The following is a 17363-nucleotide window of genomic DNA, read 5'->3' on the forward strand; positions in this document are numbered from 1 at the left end:
CCGTTAAACCCTTAGATCACGATCAGATCGGCCTGCAACGCACCGGCCTGCTTGAGCGCCTCGAGAATCGCCATGAGGTCGCTGGGCGCCGCGCCGACCTGGTTCACCGCACGCACGATCTCGTCCAGCGTGGTACCAGGACCGAACTTGAACATCGGCTTGGCCTCCTCTTCGGCCTGCACGCGGGAGTTGGGCACCACCGCGGTCTGCCCGCCGGAGAACGCCTCCGGCTGGCTCACCTGCGGGTCTTCGGTAATGGTTACCGTCAGGCTGCCGTGGGTAACGGCGGCGGGCTGCACGCGCACGTTCTGACCGATGACGATGGTGCCGGTGCGCGAATTGATGATGACCTTGGCCACCGCCTGGCCGACGTCGACCTCGAGATTCTCCAGGATCGACAGGTAATCCACGCGCTGGCTCGGGTCCAGCGGCGCGCTGACGCTGATCGAGCCGCCGTCCAGCGCCTGCGCCACGCCCGGGCCGAGCAGGTCATTGATCTGGTCGACGATGTTCTTCGCCGTGGTGAAGTCCGGTCGATTGAGGTTGAGCGTCAGCGTGTTGCCCTGGTTGAAGGCACTCGGCACCTGCCGTTCGACGGTCGCTCCTCCCGGAATCCGCCCGGCCGACGGTACGTTGACGGTAACCCGCGAGCCGTCGGCGCCGCTGGCATCGAAACCACCAACCACCAGGTTGCCCTGGGCGATGGCGTAGACGTTACCGTCGATCCCCTTGAGCGGCGCCATCAGCAGGCTGCCGCCGCGCAGGCTCTTGGCGTTACCGATCGAGGACACGGTGATGTCGATGGTCTGCCCAGGCTTGGCGAATGGCGGCAACTCGGCGTGAATGGACACCGCCGCGACGTTTTTCAGCTGCACGTTGCCGCCGGCCGGCACCTTGATGCCGAACTGCGCCAGCATATTGTTGAACGTCTGCACGGTGAACGGCGTCTGCGTGGTCTGATCGCCGCTGCCGTTCAGGCCGACCACCAGGCCGTAGCCGACCAGCTGGTTGGCGCGCACGCCATTGATGGTGGCGACGTCCTTGAGGCGCTCGGCCTGGGCGGTCATGGCCAGGCCGAGCAGGCCGAGCAGCACGAAGAATTTGCGCATCATGGAACAGCCTCCGGTCAGAACGGCCACAGCGGGCTGATGAAGAAGCGATCCAGCCACCCCGGCTGGCTCGCGTCGGCGAAGGCACCCGTCCCCGAATAGGTGATGCGCGCGTCGGCAATCCGTGTCGAAGGCACGGTGTTGTCCGTGGTGATGTCGTCGGCACGCACCAGGCCGGCGATGCGCACCAGCTCGTCGCCGGTGTTGAGCGTCATCCACTTCTCGCCGCGCACCGCGAGAATACCGTTGGGCAGCACCTCGGAGACGGTCACCGTGATCGAGCCGGACAGGCTGTTGCTCTGCCCCGCCTGGCCGGAGCCGGAGGTGTCACGCTCAGCCTCGTATTCGGCGCCGAGCGTCATCTTGGTGCCGGTCAGCGGATTGCCCATCGAAACGCCACCGCCGAACAGCGAGCCCAGGCCGATGTTCGCGCTGCTGTCCTTGGAAATCTGCGACGAGGCATTCTTGCTCGCCTGAGTCCGCTCGTTGAGGGTGATGGTGATGATGTCGCCCACCCGGAAGGCCTTGCGGTCGTCGTAGAGGTTGGTCTCGAAACCGGCCTGATAGATCGCACCGTTGTTCTGCGCCGCCGGCAGCGGCGTACGCGGCAGCACCGGCGAGTAGTACGGATCGTTCGGCTTGGGCGCCGGCGCCACGCAGCCAGCCAGGGCCAGCGCGGACGATATCGAGACAACAACGGTCAACAAGCGGCTCATACACACCTCAGCCCGGACAGGGCCACTGAAACGACTTCGGACACAGCGAGCTATCCATGCCCTGCAACAACGGCTAACGCGACTTACAGCTGCTGGGTAACGAACGACAGCATCTGGTCGGCGGTGGAGATGACCTTGGAGTTCATCTCGTAGGCGCGCTGGGTGGTGATCATGTTGACCAGCTCCTCCACCACGCTGACGTTGGAATTTTCCAGGGTGTTCTGCAGCACCGTACCCAGACCGTTGAGGCCCGGCGTGCTGATCTGCGGCGCGCCGCTGGCGGCGGTCTCAAGGAACAGGTTGCTGCCCATCGCCTGCAGGCCGGCCGGATTGATGAAGTCGGCCGTCTGGATATTGCCGATGATCTGCGGCTGCGCGTTGCCCAGTGTGGTCACCGAGACGGTGCCGTCTTCGCCGACGGTGAAGGTCTGGGTTTCCGGCGGCACGACGATGGCAGGCTCCAGCGAATAACCGTTGGAGGTGACGATCTGGCCATCGGAGCTCAGGTGGAAGCTGCCGTCGCGGGTATAGGACACCGTGCCGTCGGGCAGCAGCACCTGGAAGAAGCCGCGCCCGTTGATCGCCATGTCCAGCGGCTGCTCGGTGGTCTGCAGGCTGCCGGTGGTAAAGATCTTCTGCGTGCCAGTGATGCGCACCCCGGTACCCAGCTGCAGGCCGGACGGCAGTTCGCTGTCCTGGCTGGACTGACCGCCGGGCTGGCGACGGATCTGATAGAGCAGGTCCTGGAATTCGGCACGGTCACGCTTGAAGCCAGTGGTCGAGACGTTGGCCAGGTTGTTCGAGATGGTCGTCAGGTTCATGTCCTGGGCGGACAAACCGGTCTTGCTGACCCAAAGTGCTGGAAGCATGTGCTTTCTCCTCGTACGTCGAGCGGACGCGACGCGCTGGTGTTAGCTGATTTGCAGGACGCGAGCCATCGCAGCCGCATCATCCTCGGCGGTGCGCATCATCTTCACGTGCAGTTCGAACTGGCGCGACAGCGCCAGCATGGATGTCATTTCGGCCACCGCATTCACGTTGCTCGCCTCGAGGAAACCCGAGGTCACGCGCACGCCTGCGTCAGCCTCCACGGGCTGGCCGTCCTTCATGCGGATCAGGCCATCCGTCCCCTTCTCCAGCTGCTGCGGATCGGGATTGACCAGTTTCAGGCGATCGACGGTGACGACTACGTTCGGGTCTTCGCCCAGCGCGCGGATACTGATGGTGCCGTCCTGACCGATGTCGACCTTTTCCTCGGGCGGAATGGCGATCGGCCCGCCGTTGCCCATCACCGGCATGCCATCGGCGGTACGCAGCACGCCGAGCACATCGATGCTCAGGCTGCCGGTGCGCACGTAGGCTTCACCACCATCGGGCGCCTGCACCGCAATCCAGCCCTCGCCTTCGATGGCGACGTCCAGGTCGCGCCCGGTTTCCTGCAGCGCGCCGGCGGTAAAGTCCGTCCCCGGGCGCTCGGTCATCGCGTAGACGCGCGCCGGGAAACTGTCGCCGAACACCTGCATCGAACGCGCCTGCTCGAAATCCCGCCGAAATCCGGTGGTGGAGATGTTCGCCAGGTTGTTCGCATGGGCCTGCTGTGCCCGCGCGTTCTGGCTGGCGCCGGTCATGGCCACGTAGAGCATCTTGTCCATCAGCAAACTCCAAGACGCGAGATTGACACTCGCCGTTCTGTTGGCATTGAGATAGCAAGGCGCGTGCCACCACACCCAAGACCACCCAAGCCACTGAATCGAAAGCGTTTTCCAGAAACGACGAAGGCCCTTGCGGGCCTTCGATCGAGGAAACGGCGGAATCCTGCCGGTGGCGGCAAGGCGCTTGCCGCTCAGCCTCAGCGCAGATTGATGATGGTCTGGGTGATTGCGCTTTCCGTCTCGATGGTCTTGGCGTTCGCCTGATAGTTACGCTGGGCGACGATCAGGTTGACCAGCTGATCGGACAGCTCGACGTTGGAGTCTTCCAGCGCACCGGCCTGCAGCGCACCGAGGGTGCCGGACATCGGCGTTCCCACCACCGGCTCACCGGATTCGAACGACTGCACCCACTGCGTCTTGCCCACCGGGGTCAGGCCCTGCACGTTGGCGAAGTTGGCCAGCACAATCTGGCCCTGCACCTTGGACTGGCCGTTGGTGTAGCGCGCAAAGATCACGCCGGTGTCGTCGATCTCCAGCCCGGCCAGCTCGCCGGTGGTGTAACCGTCCTGCGCGACATTGTTCACCGCAAAGGTGCTGGCGTACTGCGAGGACTTGGAGAAATCGAGGACGATGCCGCCTGGATTGGCCAGGGCGCCGTTGGCAGACCAGGTAGCTGGACTACCACCGTCGGAAATCGCCGGGATCCAACCGCCAGCGGGAGGGTTGCCAGTGGCGGAATTCAGCGTCACCTTCAGGTCCGGCGAAACGCTGAACAGCCCGGAGCCACCGTTATCGATGCCGGTCAGCGCACCGGAGGAATTGAACGACAGCCCCATGACGTAAGGCTGCGGCGGCTGCTGCGCCGGGTTAGCAGGATTGCGCCCATCGATCAGCACCTTCATGTCCCAGGTGTTGGCACTCGTCTTGACGAAATACTGCGTCATGACATGCGCATTACCCTGCGAATCGTAGATGTTCAGCGAAGTCGAGCTGTTGTAGGTCGTGGGGTCGGTTGGATCGAACGTCGCATTCGCAGCGGTCAACGCCGCAGTCACGTTCGCCGGCAGCGCTTTCGCGGCATCTCCCGCGGCCTGGGCATTAGCTATATTCGTCGCATCAACCAGTGCTGCAGCGCGAGCGGCATCGGCTGCCGCCGTATCGCCCGACACAGCAAACTCGGCATCGTAAGCAGCCTGTCCGGCCGCGGTCAGCGAGTTGTTATAGGCCGCGTCATAGAACGGCTGCACTTCGGCATCGTACGCAGCCTGCCAGGTTGTCGGCGATTTCTGCGTCGAGTTCAGGTTGAACGCCGTGGTGATCTGGCTGGTCGCCTTCGGAGCCTGGTTGGTGGTCTGCACCTGCAGGTCGCCGACCACGCCGCTCTGCAGATTGCCGTTCGCATCGACCGGATAGCCCTGCAGCTTGTAGCCGAAGTTATCGACCAGGAAACCAGTGCGATCGGTGCCGAAGTAGCCCGCGCGGGTATAGCTCATGGCGCCGTTGTTACTGACCTGGAAGAAGCCGTTGCCGTTGATCGCCAGGTCCAGCGCGTTCTGTGTGTAGTTGATGTTGCCCTGGTTGAACTGCTGGGAAATGTTCGACATCAGCACCCCGCTGCCTTGCGGGTTCTTGCCAGTGCCCATGACGGACGCGGCGTACACATCGGAAAACTCCGCGCGCGACTGCTTGAAGCCGACCGTTCCGGCGTTGGCGATGTTGTTGCCGGTAACGTTGAGATCCTTGCTCGCGGCACGCAGGCCGCTAAGACCGATATTGAAGGACATTGAATCGCTCCTTTCGCCGAGTGCCGGCGGTTATTGTCCGATGACCTGGACCTGGGAAAGCCCGATGCTGCCGATACCGGCCAGGTTGAGCATCAGCTCCCCGCCGTTCTGCCCGAGCGTGACGCTGTCCACGTTGGCCGGAAGCAGGGTGTACAGCCCCTTGGTTTCGCCGTCGTAGGTAGCCTGCGCCTCGAACTTGTAGGTGCCGGGCGGCAAGGTTTTGCCGCTGGCATCCTTGCCGTCCCACATGAAGGAGACATTGCCGGCCTGCTGCTGCCCGAGGTTGACGCGACTGACCGAAGCGCCGGTGCTGTCGTAGATGTTGACGAATACGTTGCTGCTCGACGTTGGCAGTACCAGGCTGGCTTTGAAGGTTTCGCTGGTGTCGACCACCGCCTTGTCGGTCGGCACGATGACCTTGCGCCCTACCAGCGACGAGGCCTGCAACGCTTGCGACGACTGGTAGCCGGAGAGGATGGTCTCCATGCTGGAATTCAGTTTTTCGACGCCCTCGACGGTGCTGAACTGCGCCAGCTGGCCGATGAACTCGCCGTTCTCCTGCGGCTCCAGCGGATTCTGGTTGTTCATCTGCGCGACCAGCAGTTCGAGGAACTCGTTCTTGCCGAGCTCTTCGCCCTTGACCTCACGGTCCTTGCCGAACTGGTACTGATCCAGTATCGAGCCGGTACCGCCAACGCCGCTTGTTGTGCTCATCAAAAGGCTCCCTTACTGACCCAGTGTCAGCACTTTCTGCAGCATGGTCTTGGCCGTGTTCATCAGCTCGGCGTTGGTCTGGAACGCGCGGCTGGCGGAAATCATGTCGGCCATCTCCTCCACCACATTGACGTTCGGGTAGTAGACGTAGCCCTTGTCGTCGGCCGCCGGGTGATTGGGCTCGTAACGGGCCTGCAGCTCGCTCTGGTCCTCGACCACACCAAGCACCTGCACACCGACGCCGGCCTGGTCCTGATCGGCGAACAGTGACTCGTTCGGCGCGCCGCTGGCCTGCTGCAGCATGGTGGCGAACACTGGGTGGCGAGCCCGGTAGGTCTCATCGACGCTGGACGACACCGTCTCGGCGTTGGCGATATTGCTGGAGATAGTGTTGAGGCGCGTGCTTTGCGCACTCATGCCACTACCAGCGATGTTGAAGACATTACTCAGGGACATGGCTGGACTCCTTATTCGCCACGCAGGGCGCTCATTAGCCCGCGGAACTTACTGTTGAGCAACGTGAAGCTCGCCTGAAAATCGACGGCGTTCTGCGCGTAGTTGGATTGCTCGATCTGCAGATCGACGGTGTTCTGATCGAGCGAGGCATGCGCCGGCGTGCGAAAGCGCAACGAAGGATCGGCGATCTCCAGTCCTTCGGCGGCGATGTGCCGGGCGTCGGTGGTACGCGTGGCGAAGCTGCCCTCACCGCGTGCGGCCTGCGCCGCCAAAACGGCGCCGAAGTCTAGATCACGCGCCTTATAGTTGGGCGTATCGGCGTTGGCGATGTTGTTGGCCAGCACCTCGGCACGCTGCGCACGAAAACCAAGCGCCTTCTCGTGAATGCCGAGTGCCTTGTCGAAACTGATGCTCATGGATCTGGACCTCTGCCGGATACAAGTCTGCTGGCGCAAACTTGAGCAAAGCCCATGCCATCTATTCAACAGATTGATTTATAAGGACTTATTTCGAGCGACGCCAGTTTAGGCGTCAAAAGCGGCAAGGCTTTACCGCTGGGTTGCCGCGTACCGTCATGATGCATGACGGTTTTCTGCCGCCGCCAAAGGCTATCGCGCCTGATAAATGATGCCCGGGCTGCACTGAACCATCTGATACAGCTCAGGCAAGCCGTTGAGCGCCTCGGAAGCGCCGAGGAACAAGTAACCGCCGGGCTTGAGCGTCGCATGAATACGGCGAAGGATGTCTTTCTTCACGTCGGCGGAAAAGTAGATCAGTACGTTACGGCAGAACACGATGTCGAACTTGCCCAGCGCGGCATAGCTGTCGAGCAGGTTCTGTGTCCGGAACTCGACGCGTGCGCGAATAGGTGGTTTGACCACCCAACGCCCCGGCGCGGCAACATCGAAGTAGCGCTGCAGACGCTCGCTGGACAAGCCGCGGGCGATGGCCAGGCCGTCATACTCGGCCGCCTTGCTGGCCGCCAGCATGGTTCCGGACAATTCGGTGGCGACGATCTGCACACCCAGCCGCGGCTGGCTCGGGTTCGCCCGCTCGAACTCATCGATACTCATCGACAGCGAATAAGGCTCCTGCCCCGAGGAGCAGGCAGCCGACCAGATCCGCAGCCGCTGGCCCGCACCACTCTTGAGCAGCTCGGGCAGCACTCGGTTCTTGAGCACCTCAAAGGGATAGGTGTCGCGAAACCACAGGGTTTCGTTGGTCGTCATGGCATCGACGACCTGCTCGCGCAGGCCCGAGCGCGGCATGCTCTGAATCTTTCTGACCAACTCACCAAGCGAGCTGATGTGCTGTTGCTCCATCAGCTTGTTCAGTCGACTGGAGACCAGATACTGCTTGTTGCTGCCCAGCAGGATGCCGCACGTCTTTTCAAGAAATACCCGGAACTGCTCGAAATCCTGATCGCCTGACACTAATTGCTCCCGCCCTGGTAATGAGAGGTCATGGCCTCAGTTTCGGTCCGCACGTTTTATCCGCTCCGCCACGCGGGTGGCCAGATCGTCCGGCTGGAATTTGGCAAGAAAATCGTTCGCGCCAACCCGCTTGACCATGTTCTGGTTGAATACCCCCGATAGCGAGGTATGCAAAAGGATATGCATGTCCTGCATACGCGGGTCGTGACGCACCTCAGTAGTCAGGGTATAGCCATCCATTTCCGGCATTTCAATATCGGAAATCATCATCATGAACTCATCGGCCGGACGTCGCCCCTCATCGGCCATTGCCTTCAGATAGTTCAGCGCCTGACGCCCGTCATTGAGCGCTACCACCTCTACGCCCAGATTCTGCAGACAGCGGATGATCTGCTTTCGCGCGACGGAGGAGTCGTCGACGATCAGCACGCGACACGACCCGGCACGGGCCTGCACATCGGCATCGATGACAGCGGCCGAAACCGTTTCTGAAACCGGCGCGGCTTCGGCCAGAACCTTTTCCACGTCGATGATTTCGACCATCTGCCCGTCGAAATGCGTCACTGCCGTGAGGTAATGATCGCGTCCGGCCCCCTTGGGCGGCGGGAGGATTTCCTCCCAGTTCATGTTCACGATGCGCTCGACTGATCGCACCAAGAAACCAAGAGTCCGGTTGTTGTACTCGGTGATGATGGTAAAGCAGCTCTGCAGATCGTCGAGCGCGGGCTTGCCGATCGCCAACGCCAGATCGAGGATCGGCAACGTATTGCCACGGATATTGGCGACACCGCGGACGACAGCGGTCGAGCGCGGCATGACGGTCAGACGCGGGCACTGTAGAACTTCTTTCACCTTGAACACGTTGATGCCGTACAACTGCGCGCCATCGAGGCGGAACAACAGCAGCTCCAGACGGTTCTGCCCCACCAACTGGGTTCTCTGGTTAACCGAATCCAATACTCCGGCCATGCCGTCATCCTCTTGCGTTAGCAGCAGCGCTGCCTAAAGCCAAACGGGCTTGATGGGCACGCCCCTTGCTTCGGATCGAGCCATGAATGCTCAACCGACATTATTTCGACACGCCGCCAAAACGACGCGCAGCCGCCTCGCCATCTTTGCGTGTCTGGCCCTGCTCAGTGCCTCTGCTCTAGCGGAGCAGATGCCGACTCTGTCACATCCTGACCAGCTTATCGACGAGACTCGAAAGTTTCTTGAGCAGGCGACGACGGACTATCTGCGACGTAGCGACATCGCGGGCCGTCACGAAATCGAAGTGAATCGCCTGGACCCTCGCCTGCGCCTGGCCAGTTGCGACAAGCCACTCACCTTTAAGCTCGAGAGCCCTGCGCAACCGATCGGTCGCGTCACGGTTCGCGTCAGTTGCGAAGGCAGCTCGCCGTGGTCACTGTTCGTTCCTGGCCAGGTTCGCCTGTTTCGGGATGTCATCATCGCCGCACGCCCACTCAGGCGCGACAGCACCCTCAGCGCCACCGACGTATACCTGGCCGAACGGGATGTGTCGTTGCTCAACCAGGGCTATCTGACGTCGCTCGACCAGGTGTTGGGCAACAAGCTGACGCGCCCGGTTCAACTCGATCAGGCGCTCGCGCCTACCCTTCTGCAGCTCGCCGAGGTGGTACGCAAGGGCGATCAGGTAGTCATCACCGCGCGCAGCGGAGGCATCAACGTCCGCATGCCCGGTGAAGCGCTGTCCGACGGTGCACCCGGCACGCAGATCCGTGTAAAGAACCTGCGCTCGGGACGAGTCGTCAAAGCTCGGGTCGCTGGCCCCGGGCAGGTTGAGGTGGCCATGTAGCGGAGCTTCCCGCTGCATGTGCGAGACACGGCCATGACGATGGTGGATAAAAAAGCTAAAGTTCTTCCGGACGTTGCCGAAAACCGGGCAAGCGTCCTGATTCCTTCGAGGTTTGCATCATGGTCATCGACTTCAACCGGCCCAACAGCGCTCTCGGGTCGACCGCTACGCGTAGCGGCACCGTTCAAGGCAACGAACGCCCCACGGCGCAGCCGGCTAGCGGCGACACCGCACCAGTCAGCGGCAACACTACGGCTCCGGCTGGCGAATCCGTACAACTGAGCCCCGAAGCCCAGCGCCTGCAGCAGGCCATGGACAAGCTCAATGAACAGCCGACCGTAGATCAGGAGCGCGTGGCCAAACTGCGGCAAGCCATCGCCGACGGCAGCTATCAGGTCGACAGCCAGCGCGTCGCCTCCAAGCTGCTGGCGTTTGAAACCCAACGCTAAGGCGACTCAGCGCCCTTTTCCGAGCCAGACATGCAAGACGAAGCCCTGCTCCAGCAACTCAATGGCGATATCGACATCGCCCAGCAATTACTTGAGCTCGCCGAGCAGGAATTTCAGGCGCTAAGTGAACGTGATCTGGCGAAGCTGGAAGGCATACTCTCGCAGACGCAACCACTGCTTGCACTACTCGGACAGCATGGCGGCCTGCGCAGCCAGTGGCTGAGCGAACAAGGGCTGAGCTCGGATCGTGCCGGCCTGCAACAACTCGCCGCGAAGACCCCACTAGGCCCCCGCATTCTTGAGCAGGCCGATTCACTCGAGGCTGCCTTGAATGCCTGCCGCGCAGCCAACGAGCGTAACGGCCGACTGATTCGCGCCAATCGCGCAGCCGTCGGCAGCATGCTGGAGATTCTGCAAGGCAGTAACGCGACGCCGGACCTGTACGACAACCGGGGCGGCACGGCCAAGACCACTCAACAAAGGCCTCTCAGCCAGGCCTGATCCCCCCACACGGACGCGCGGGCATGACCGTTCGCGACGTAGCTGCGCTGAGAGACTTGGAACGTGGCAAATCCTTTCATTGAAGAAGCTGGCCCACAACCACCCAAGCTGCTGACCTCGCCCCTGGAAATTCATGCGAGCCTAAAACCGCTGCTCGATAACCGCAGCCCGGTGATGATTCGCTTCGACGAGCGCAACCAGCGCTACCAGAGCTTTCTGATCGAACTGGACCGCGAGAAAGGCTGGCTTGCGCTAGATGAACTGATCCCCAATGACGGCGAGCGCCTACTACTTCAGGGTGAAGCTTTTCACCTGGAAGCGTTCGACGAAGGCGTGAGAATAGCCTGGAGCAATTCCCAGCCGGTCCATCCGAGCGAGATGGATGGCGCACGCTGCTATTGGGTTCCGATCCCCACAGAGCTGACCTATCACCAGCGCCGCAACGCCTATCGCGCGCCGCTGCAAGGCGCGCCTATTGTCACCACGCTGGGCGGCAACAGGCTTCGCAACAGCCTAGAAGGCAAGCTTCTCGACATCTCCGCCACCGGCTGCAAGGTGAGTTTCAAAGGCGATGTACAAAGCCGGCTGCAGACCGGCCAGGTATACGAACAGCTCTCCGTACGCCTCCCGAGCGGCACGGTGCAGTCTGCTGCGGAACTTCGCCACGTCGCATACGACGAAAAACTCGACCTGACCTTCTGCGGATTGAGCTTCTACCGCATCAACGGTCTTACCCAGCGAAATGTCGAGCGCTTTGTCTATCAACTGCAGCGCGAAGCACGCCGTAATCAGTCGGAAGATGGGCTCGACTGAGCCGATATCCCGCCCAGCAGGACGCCAGCAGCGCTCCGGCACGAGAGTCTCGATCAAGGCAGGAAAGTAGCGAAGCAGCGCTACTTGAAGGCTGGCGTCCCAGGCGAGGTTCGAACTCACAACCTTCCCCTTAGGAGGGGGATGCTCTATCCAATTGAGCTACTGGGACGTGCGCGCGGCATGTTAGCGAGCCGAGCCGTTTTTGTCATGCCAGGTCGCCCATCAGCCTGCATGCAAAATGCAATTCCGATTTTTAGAATCATGCATTCTGCAATACGATACCTTCCACAACGTACGCTATCTTATTGATTCTAAAGTGATTTTTTTTAACAAATCATTGGCATGACGCGTGCTTCCTTTTGGAATAACCCATCAGCGAAGGATACGCATCATGTGGAAAATGATTTGCCTGCTCGGCACGACGCTCGCACTCAATGCAGCCATGACACACCCGCCGGCGGAACACAGCACCGATTTCAGAACAGCGAATGCAGCGCAGCCAGGCATGCCGGGCCTCGAAGCACCTGCCGCACGCGCTCTCAACATGAGCGGAGCCGGCCCAACGAGCCTCAGTCAACCACAGCGATGGATCTTCTGATCCGATTTAGCGACCGACTAAAACTAGAGGGAGCTGCAATGTCCAACTTCGCCATCTTCTGTCTACTTATTGGGGCGATCTTCGGCGCATTTCTGATCATCGAGCCACAAGTTGCCAAAGGCTGGTACATCGCCGCGCAGGCAGGACTGGTTATTTGCGGCCTGGCGTTTATAGGTGCCATGTTGATTGGGCGACGCATCAAGTTTGATCCCGTGCTGCGTTGACTGCGCCCGGCTCGCGATTGTCCGGGGTGCGGCCGATCACAATCAGCGCACACTAATAGCAAAATGCCTTTACCCGCTTCGCATAACCGCCGTACAATTGGCGCCACCAACCCGTCCCAAAAGTTTTTCTACGCAAACGGAACAGCGCGGGACGGCGGTTGTCAGACCAATGACCTTTCACGGCAATAAGCCACCACGCCAACCTGACTAACCGGTTTATTATGCGCCCTATGAAGCAGGCAGTTTATTCCAGCCGAACGGCTGACAAATTCGTGGTTCGACTGCCCGACGGCATGCGTGAGCGCATTGCCGACGTCGCGCGCAACCACCACCGCAGCATGAACTCCGAGATCATTGCGCGCCTGGAGCAGAGCCTCCTGCAGGAAGGCGCATTAGATGACGATCTGAGCATGCGCCTGGACAGCCCCGAACTGTCGATTCACGAGCGTGAGCTGCTACAGCGCTTCCGCCAGCTCACGCATCGCCAACAGAATGCCCTGATTGCTCTGATCGCTCAGGACGCGGAGCTGGCTAAAGAAGAAGCCTGAGCACCAGCAGCCACAAGCCGGTCTTGTCAGTTTCGATGAGTGCCAAAAAATCCGATACCCCACAGGGCATCGGATTTTTTATTGCTACACGCCAGGGCTAGAGAAGGAAAACTGTCGCCAAACCTAGAAAGATGAAAAAACCACCGCTGTCGGTCATGGCCGTGATCATCACACTGGCCCCCATTGCCGGATCGCGCCCCAGACGGGCAAGTGTCATCGGAATAAGTACCCCCATCAACGCAGCCAGCAGGAGATTCAAGGTCATTGCGGCCGTCATCACCACGCCCAGCGACCAGCTGCCGTATAACCAGTAGGCCACAAGCCCAATTACCCCCCCCCAAACCACACCGTTGGCCAACCCCACTCCAAGCTCCTTGCGCAACAAGCGGGCCGTATTGCCGGTACCAACCTGATCGAGCGCCATAGCGCGCACGATCATGGTGATCGTCTGGTTACCCGAGTTGCCACCGATCCCAGCAACAATCGGCATCAGCGCTGCAAGCGCCACCAATTTCTCGATCGAACCGTCGAACAGACCAATCACACGTGAAGCAATAAACGCGGTAACCAGATTCACGGCGAGCCAGGCCCAACGGTTGCGAACCGATTTCCATACCGACGCGAATATGTCCTCCTCTTCGCGCAGACCAGCCATGCTGAGCACTTCGCTTTCGCTCTCTTCGCGAATCAGGTCGACCATCTCATCTATTGTGAGACGCCCGATCAGCTTTCCGCCCTTGTCGACAACAGGCGTGGAAACCAGGTCATAGCGTTCAAAGGCTTGCGCCGCCTCGTAGGCGTCTTCGTCAGGATGAAAGGTGACGGGATCGCTGGCCATGACCTCGGCCACCTGCTTTTCCGGGTCATTAACCAGCAGCCGCTTGATCGGCAATACGCCTTTGAGCACGCCGTCGTAATCGACCACGAACAGCTTGTCGGTATGACCAGGCAACTCTTTGAGGCGACGCAGGTAGCGCAGCACGACCTCTAGACTGACATCCTCGCGGATGGTCACCATCTCGAAGTCCATCAGCGCACCGACCTGATCTTCCTCATAGGACAGAGCCGAGCGAACCCGCTCTCGCTGCTGCGCATCGAGCGTTTCCATCAGCTCGTGCACGACATCCCGCGGAAGTTCGGGCGCAAGGTCGGCCAACTCATCGGCATCCATTTCCTTGGCGGCGGCAAGCAGCTCGTGATCATCCATGTCGGCGATCAGCGTCTCGCGCACCGCGTCGGAAACTTCGAGAAGAATGTCGCCGTCGCGTTCGGCTTTTACCAGCTGCCAAACGGTAAGACGGTCATCGAGAGGAAGCGCTTCGAGAATATGCGCAACGTCTGCCGGATGCAGCGCATCGAGCTTGCGCTGCAATTCCGCTAGGTTTTGCCGATGCACCAGGCTCTCCACTAGCTCCTGATGCTCGCCCTCCTGACGATGAGTGAGATCTTCGACCAGGCGGTGCCGATGCAATAGTTCGATCACCTGCGCCAGGCGATCCTGCAGCGTTTCTTGCGTTTTTTTTGCTTCTACTTCTGTCATGGCGCACTCCACCCCCAGCGCGAGGGGCACGCCAAGAGGATCAATCAGTCATGTGATTGGCAAGCAGGATTCTTGAGCGACTACTGGGTAAGTCCATGGGATGGTTCGATTCCACAAGCCCGAAGGCGAACGCCGCAATGATACCACCGCTCTATCGGCAAGACTGTTCAAATGACCGCGAATACAACTGCTTGGCGCCAGCTGTGCAGTCGCCCGAACACCACCAACACGAGGCGAGCTCATCTGTCGACGCCTTCACGCCACAGCAAGGCACAGCTGCACAAGAAGAATTTTACGCCTAGGCTTATGCCCTTTCTTCGTCATGGAGGACGAACATGCATTACCCCCTTTCCGCCACCTTATTCGCCTTCGCCATACTGATCAGCCAAGCACCGGCTGCAGCAACGGTATTTCGCTGTACGGACGAGGCAGGGCGAATCACCTACGCTCAGCAAGGCTGTCCAGGCGGCAGTGACATACAGAAGCAGCAGGCCTACAACCCCACACCCGGTAGCGGCAAGGCGGTCAAAATGGCTACGACCAATCCGCGCAGTACGCGCAAGACGACGCCGTCGAGCGACCAGCTCACCATCGTCGCCGAACGGCACGATGGCTGCGGCAACCTCATCAGCGGCGGAGAGCGCCGCGAGGCGATCATTAAACAGCGGATACTTAGCGGGATGACTCGTTCCGACGTGGAAAGCGCCCTTGGACGCCCCAGTAGCGTCGTCAGCACCAATGGCCGCACTCGCTATCGCTACGAGAAAAGCGAAGGCCGAGCGCGTACCGTAACCTTCGATGAGAAAGGCTGCGTTACCGGCAAACGATGATTCGCTCAGAAACGAAAAAGGGCCTGCATTACTGCAGGCCCTTCTTGGTATGGCGCACTCAGGAGGATTCGAACCTCCGACCGCTCGGTTCGTAGCCGAGTACTCTATCCAGCTGAGCTATGAGTGCGTAAGCGCTTGATAAGCCAGCTCGCTTCTGGCTGCAGAACCTTCGATGAAAATCAAAGCTTCTTACATAATGGCGCACTCAGGAGGATTCGAACCTCCGACCGCTCGGTTCGTAGCCGAGTACTCTATCCAGCTGAGCTATGAGTGCGCTGAGCGTGCGCATTATAGGGAGTTGAGCATGTCGGTCAAGCATTTTACCTTGACGCTTTCCACTGAAAGCAGGCATCCGCAAACCAAAAACCCTAGAACGCAAAATGGCGGAGAAGGGGGGATTCGAACCCCCGACACCCTTTTGAGGTGTACTCCCTTAGCAGGGGAGCGCCTTCGGCCACTCGGCCACCTCTCCGCAACACGGGGCGCATCATAACCATCTTTACCCCGTTTGCAAAGCCAGAAATTACATAAAAATTAGTGGCTTGGTTCTTGATCCTTCTCTTTCTGGATGCGCTGATAAATCTCTTCGCGATGCACCGCAACCTCCTTGGGTGCATTCACACCGATGCGTACCTGGTTCCCCTTCACACCCAAAACAGTGACAGTCACATCGTCACCCACCATCAGGGTCTCTCCGACCCGGCGAGTCAGAATCAGCATTCCTTTCTCCTTAAAACGGATTCAGTCAGTAAGCAGTCTGCAAAATAAAAGGCGGATAATGCGCCGCGACACGCTTAGCGTACAGCTTGCACCAGCTATTGACCTTCTGGCGAGGCGGTAAAGTTCCTCGCGCCACAGCCAATACGACAGAAGGCGCGTACTAGACGCGCCTTCTGTGCTTCACTCGGCCGTTTTCGCAGCCGGGGCATCCAGTTCGAATGCAGTATGCAGCGCGCGCACGGCGAGCTCGAGATACTTTTCCTCGATGACCACCGAAACCTTGATTTCGGAAGTCGAGATCATCTGGATATTGATGTTCTCCTTCGCCAGCGCCTCGAACATGCGACTCGCAACGCCAGCATGCGAGCGCATGCCTACCCCGACAATCGACACCTTGGCGATATCGGTATCACCGATAACCTCCCGAGCGCCCATCTCGTTCGCAATGGTCTGCAGAATCTGCAATGCGCTGTTGTAGTCGTTGCGATGCACGGTGAAGGTGAAGTCCGTGGTGTTATCGTGCGCCACGTTCTGCACGATCATGTCGACCTCGACATTGGCAGCACTGATCGGACCGAGAATCTTGAAGGCCACGCCGGGCGTGTCCGGCACCCCACGGATGGTCAGCTTGGCTTCGTCGCGATTGAAGGCGATGCCTGAGATGATCGGCTGTTCCATGGATTCCTCTTCATCAAGGGTGATGAGGGTCCCGGGACCCTCCTGAAAGCTATGCAGCACGCGCAGAGGCACGCTGTACTTACCGGCGAACTCGACGGCGCGGATCTGCAGCACTTTCGAGCCCAGACTGGCCATTTCGAGCATTTCCTCGAAGGTGATCTTGTCCAGGCGCCGGGCCTTGGCGACGACCCGTGGATCGGTGGTATAGACGCCGTCGACGTCCGTGTAAATCTGGCACTCATCGGCCTTGAGCGCGGCGGCCAGTGCCACGCCCGTCGTATCCGAACCGCCGCGACCGAGCGTGGTGATATTGCCTTTTCCGTCCACACCCTGGAAGCCGGCCACCACCACCACACGCCCCGCCTTAAGCTCGCGCTGGATGCGCTGCGAATCAATCTGCAGGATGCGCGCCTTGGTGTGCGCGCTGTCGGTCAGAATGCGCACCTGGTTGCCGGTGAACGAAACCGCCGGCACACCGCGCTTGATCAACGCCATAGCCAGCAAGGCAATCGTCACTTGCTCGCCGGTGGAGACCATCACATCCAGCTCGCGCGCTACCGGCTGATCGCTGATCTGTTTGGCCAGATCGATAAGCCGATTGGTTTCACCGCTCATGGCCGATACCACGACGACGATATCGTCTCCGCCGTCGCGGAACTTCTTGATCTTCTCGGCCACCTGCTCGATGCGCTCAACGGAACCGACCGAAGTGCCGCCAAATTTCTGTACGATCAAAGCCATTTCATTACCGCCTAAGCCCTTCGAGGGCAGTCGTTAAACCG

At 60.2% G+C, this 17363-nt stretch carries 21 protein-coding genes and 4 tRNA genes; 8 read left to right on the forward strand and 17 right to left on the reverse strand.

The window, feature by feature from the left end:
- Positions 1-11 precede the first annotated feature (11 nt).
- The 10 genes from AC0ZJQ_RS13735 to AC0ZJQ_RS13780 form a co-directional block, all read right to left on the reverse strand.
- Complete coding sequence (locus AC0ZJQ_RS13735) at positions 12-1109, reverse strand: flagellar basal body P-ring protein FlgI (protein WP_008570743.1); 1098 nt, start codon at positions 1107-1109, stop codon at positions 12-14.
- Between the two features lie 17 nt (positions 1110-1126).
- The gene (flgH, locus tag AC0ZJQ_RS13740) at positions 1127-1825 is read right to left on the reverse strand and encodes a flagellar basal body L-ring protein FlgH (RefSeq protein WP_155550280.1); all 699 of its coding nucleotides are present in this window, start codon (positions 1823-1825) and stop codon (positions 1127-1129) included.
- Positions 1826-1908: 83 nt separating this feature from the next.
- Positions 1909-2694, reverse strand: a complete 786-nt coding sequence (gene flgG / locus AC0ZJQ_RS13745; RefSeq protein ID WP_003287448.1) for a flagellar basal-body rod protein FlgG — start codon at positions 2692-2694, stop codon at positions 1909-1911.
- 42 nt (positions 2695-2736) lie between these two features.
- Positions 2737-3477, reverse strand: a complete 741-nt coding sequence (gene flgF / locus AC0ZJQ_RS13750; RefSeq protein ID WP_314019485.1) for a flagellar basal-body rod protein FlgF — start codon at positions 3475-3477, stop codon at positions 2737-2739.
- A 197-nt stretch (positions 3478-3674) separates the two neighbouring features.
- A complete protein-coding gene (locus AC0ZJQ_RS13755; RefSeq protein ID WP_476476809.1) occupies positions 3675-5261 on the reverse strand; it encodes a flagellar hook protein FlgE in 1587 nt (528 codons plus the stop codon).
- A gap of 30 nt (positions 5262-5291) precedes the next feature.
- Complete coding sequence (flgD, locus tag AC0ZJQ_RS13760) at positions 5292-5975, reverse strand: flagellar hook assembly protein FlgD (RefSeq protein WP_008570748.1); 684 nt, start codon at positions 5973-5975, stop codon at positions 5292-5294.
- Between the two features lie 12 nt (positions 5976-5987).
- On the reverse strand, positions 5988-6431 hold the full coding sequence (flgC, locus tag AC0ZJQ_RS13765) for a flagellar basal body rod protein FlgC (protein ID WP_008570749.1): 444 nt from the start codon (positions 6429-6431) through the stop codon (positions 5988-5990).
- An 11-nt stretch (positions 6432-6442) separates the two neighbouring features.
- Positions 6443-6847 carry a flagellar basal body rod protein FlgB gene (gene flgB / locus AC0ZJQ_RS13770; RefSeq protein ID WP_008570750.1) on the reverse strand — a complete coding sequence of 135 codons (405 nt, stop codon included), beginning with the start codon at positions 6845-6847 and terminating at the stop codon, positions 6443-6445.
- A gap of 192 nt (positions 6848-7039) precedes the next feature.
- Positions 7040-7864, reverse strand: coding sequence for a protein-glutamate O-methyltransferase CheR (gene cheR, locus AC0ZJQ_RS13775; RefSeq protein WP_178091569.1), 825 nt, complete (start codon positions 7862-7864; stop codon positions 7040-7042).
- A 36-nt stretch (positions 7865-7900) separates the two neighbouring features.
- Entirely contained in the window at positions 7901-8833 is a 933-nt protein-coding gene (locus AC0ZJQ_RS13780; protein ID WP_155550277.1) for a chemotaxis protein CheV, read from the reverse strand.
- An 82-nt stretch (positions 8834-8915) separates the two neighbouring features.
- On the opposite strand from AC0ZJQ_RS13780, the gene flgA reads away from it, so the two are divergent.
- The 4 genes from flgA (at position 8916) to AC0ZJQ_RS13800 (ending at position 11443) form a co-directional block, all read left to right on the forward strand.
- Positions 8916-9680: a flagellar basal body P-ring formation chaperone FlgA gene (flgA, locus tag AC0ZJQ_RS13785; RefSeq protein WP_391639104.1), complete on the forward strand. Its 765-nt coding sequence runs from the start codon at positions 8916-8918 to the stop codon at positions 9678-9680.
- A 119-nt stretch (positions 9681-9799) separates the two neighbouring features.
- Positions 9800-10129, forward strand: a complete 330-nt coding sequence (gene flgM, locus AC0ZJQ_RS13790; protein ID WP_008570755.1) for a flagellar biosynthesis anti-sigma factor FlgM — start codon at positions 9800-9802, stop codon at positions 10127-10129.
- Between the two features lie 30 nt (positions 10130-10159).
- Positions 10160-10630, forward strand: a complete 471-nt coding sequence (locus tag AC0ZJQ_RS13795) for a flagellar protein FlgN (protein WP_008570756.1) — start codon at positions 10160-10162, stop codon at positions 10628-10630.
- A gap of 63 nt (positions 10631-10693) precedes the next feature.
- On the forward strand, positions 10694-11443 hold the full coding sequence (locus tag AC0ZJQ_RS13800; RefSeq protein WP_178091567.1) for a flagellar brake protein: 750 nt from the start codon (positions 10694-10696) through the stop codon (positions 11441-11443).
- 92 nt (positions 11444-11535) lie between these two features.
- Here the strand turns inward: AC0ZJQ_RS13800 and AC0ZJQ_RS13805 are convergent.
- A tRNA-Arg gene (locus AC0ZJQ_RS13805) sits at positions 11536-11612 on the reverse strand.
- Positions 11613-11834: 222 nt separating this feature from the next.
- On the opposite strand from AC0ZJQ_RS13805, the gene AC0ZJQ_RS13810 reads away from it, so the two are divergent.
- The 3 genes from AC0ZJQ_RS13810 (at position 11835) to AC0ZJQ_RS13820 (ending at position 12813) form a co-directional block, all read left to right on the forward strand.
- Entirely contained in the window at positions 11835-12041 is a 207-nt protein-coding gene (locus tag AC0ZJQ_RS13810) for a hypothetical protein (RefSeq protein WP_237264081.1), read from the forward strand.
- Between the two features lie 38 nt (positions 12042-12079).
- Positions 12080-12265: a PA3371 family protein gene (locus tag AC0ZJQ_RS13815; protein ID WP_237264080.1), complete on the forward strand. Its 186-nt coding sequence runs from the start codon at positions 12080-12082 to the stop codon at positions 12263-12265.
- 221 nt (positions 12266-12486) lie between these two features.
- Positions 12487-12813 (forward strand): Arc family DNA-binding protein, encoded by a 327-nt coding sequence (locus tag AC0ZJQ_RS13820; RefSeq protein WP_237264079.1) that lies wholly within the window; start codon positions 12487-12489, stop codon positions 12811-12813.
- 97 nt (positions 12814-12910) lie between these two features.
- Here the strand turns inward: AC0ZJQ_RS13820 and mgtE are convergent, their stop codons facing one another.
- On the reverse strand, positions 12911-14353 hold the full coding sequence (mgtE, locus tag AC0ZJQ_RS13825) for a magnesium transporter (RefSeq protein WP_054095133.1): 1443 nt from the start codon (positions 14351-14353) through the stop codon (positions 12911-12913).
- A 335-nt stretch (positions 14354-14688) separates the two neighbouring features.
- Here mgtE and AC0ZJQ_RS13830 point away from each other — a divergent pair, with 335 nt between their 5' ends.
- Positions 14689-15183: a DUF4124 domain-containing protein gene (locus AC0ZJQ_RS13830; RefSeq protein WP_237264077.1), complete on the forward strand. Its 495-nt coding sequence runs from the start codon at positions 14689-14691 to the stop codon at positions 15181-15183.
- Positions 15184-15233: 50 nt separating this feature from the next.
- On the opposite strand, the gene AC0ZJQ_RS13835 is transcribed toward AC0ZJQ_RS13830, so the two are convergent.
- The 5 genes from AC0ZJQ_RS13835 to AC0ZJQ_RS13855 all read right to left on the reverse strand — a co-directional run bounded on the left by AC0ZJQ_RS13835 (position 15234) and on the right by AC0ZJQ_RS13855 (position 17322).
- Positions 15234-15310 (reverse strand) — tRNA-Arg (locus AC0ZJQ_RS13835).
- A 70-nt stretch (positions 15311-15380) separates the two neighbouring features.
- Positions 15381-15457: transfer RNA gene (locus AC0ZJQ_RS13840), tRNA-Arg, on the reverse strand.
- A 107-nt stretch (positions 15458-15564) separates the two neighbouring features.
- Positions 15565-15655 (reverse strand) — tRNA-Ser (locus tag AC0ZJQ_RS13845).
- A gap of 62 nt (positions 15656-15717) precedes the next feature.
- On the reverse strand, positions 15718-15903 hold the full coding sequence (csrA, locus tag AC0ZJQ_RS13850; protein WP_003283978.1) for a carbon storage regulator CsrA: 186 nt from the start codon (positions 15901-15903) through the stop codon (positions 15718-15720).
- A 180-nt stretch (positions 15904-16083) separates the two neighbouring features.
- On the reverse strand, positions 16084-17322 hold the full coding sequence (locus AC0ZJQ_RS13855; protein WP_054095135.1) for an aspartate kinase: 1239 nt from the start codon (positions 17320-17322) through the stop codon (positions 16084-16086).
- Between the last annotated feature and the right edge of the window lie 41 nt (positions 17323-17363).

Source organism: Stutzerimonas sp. 21-1 (assembly GCF_056336065.1).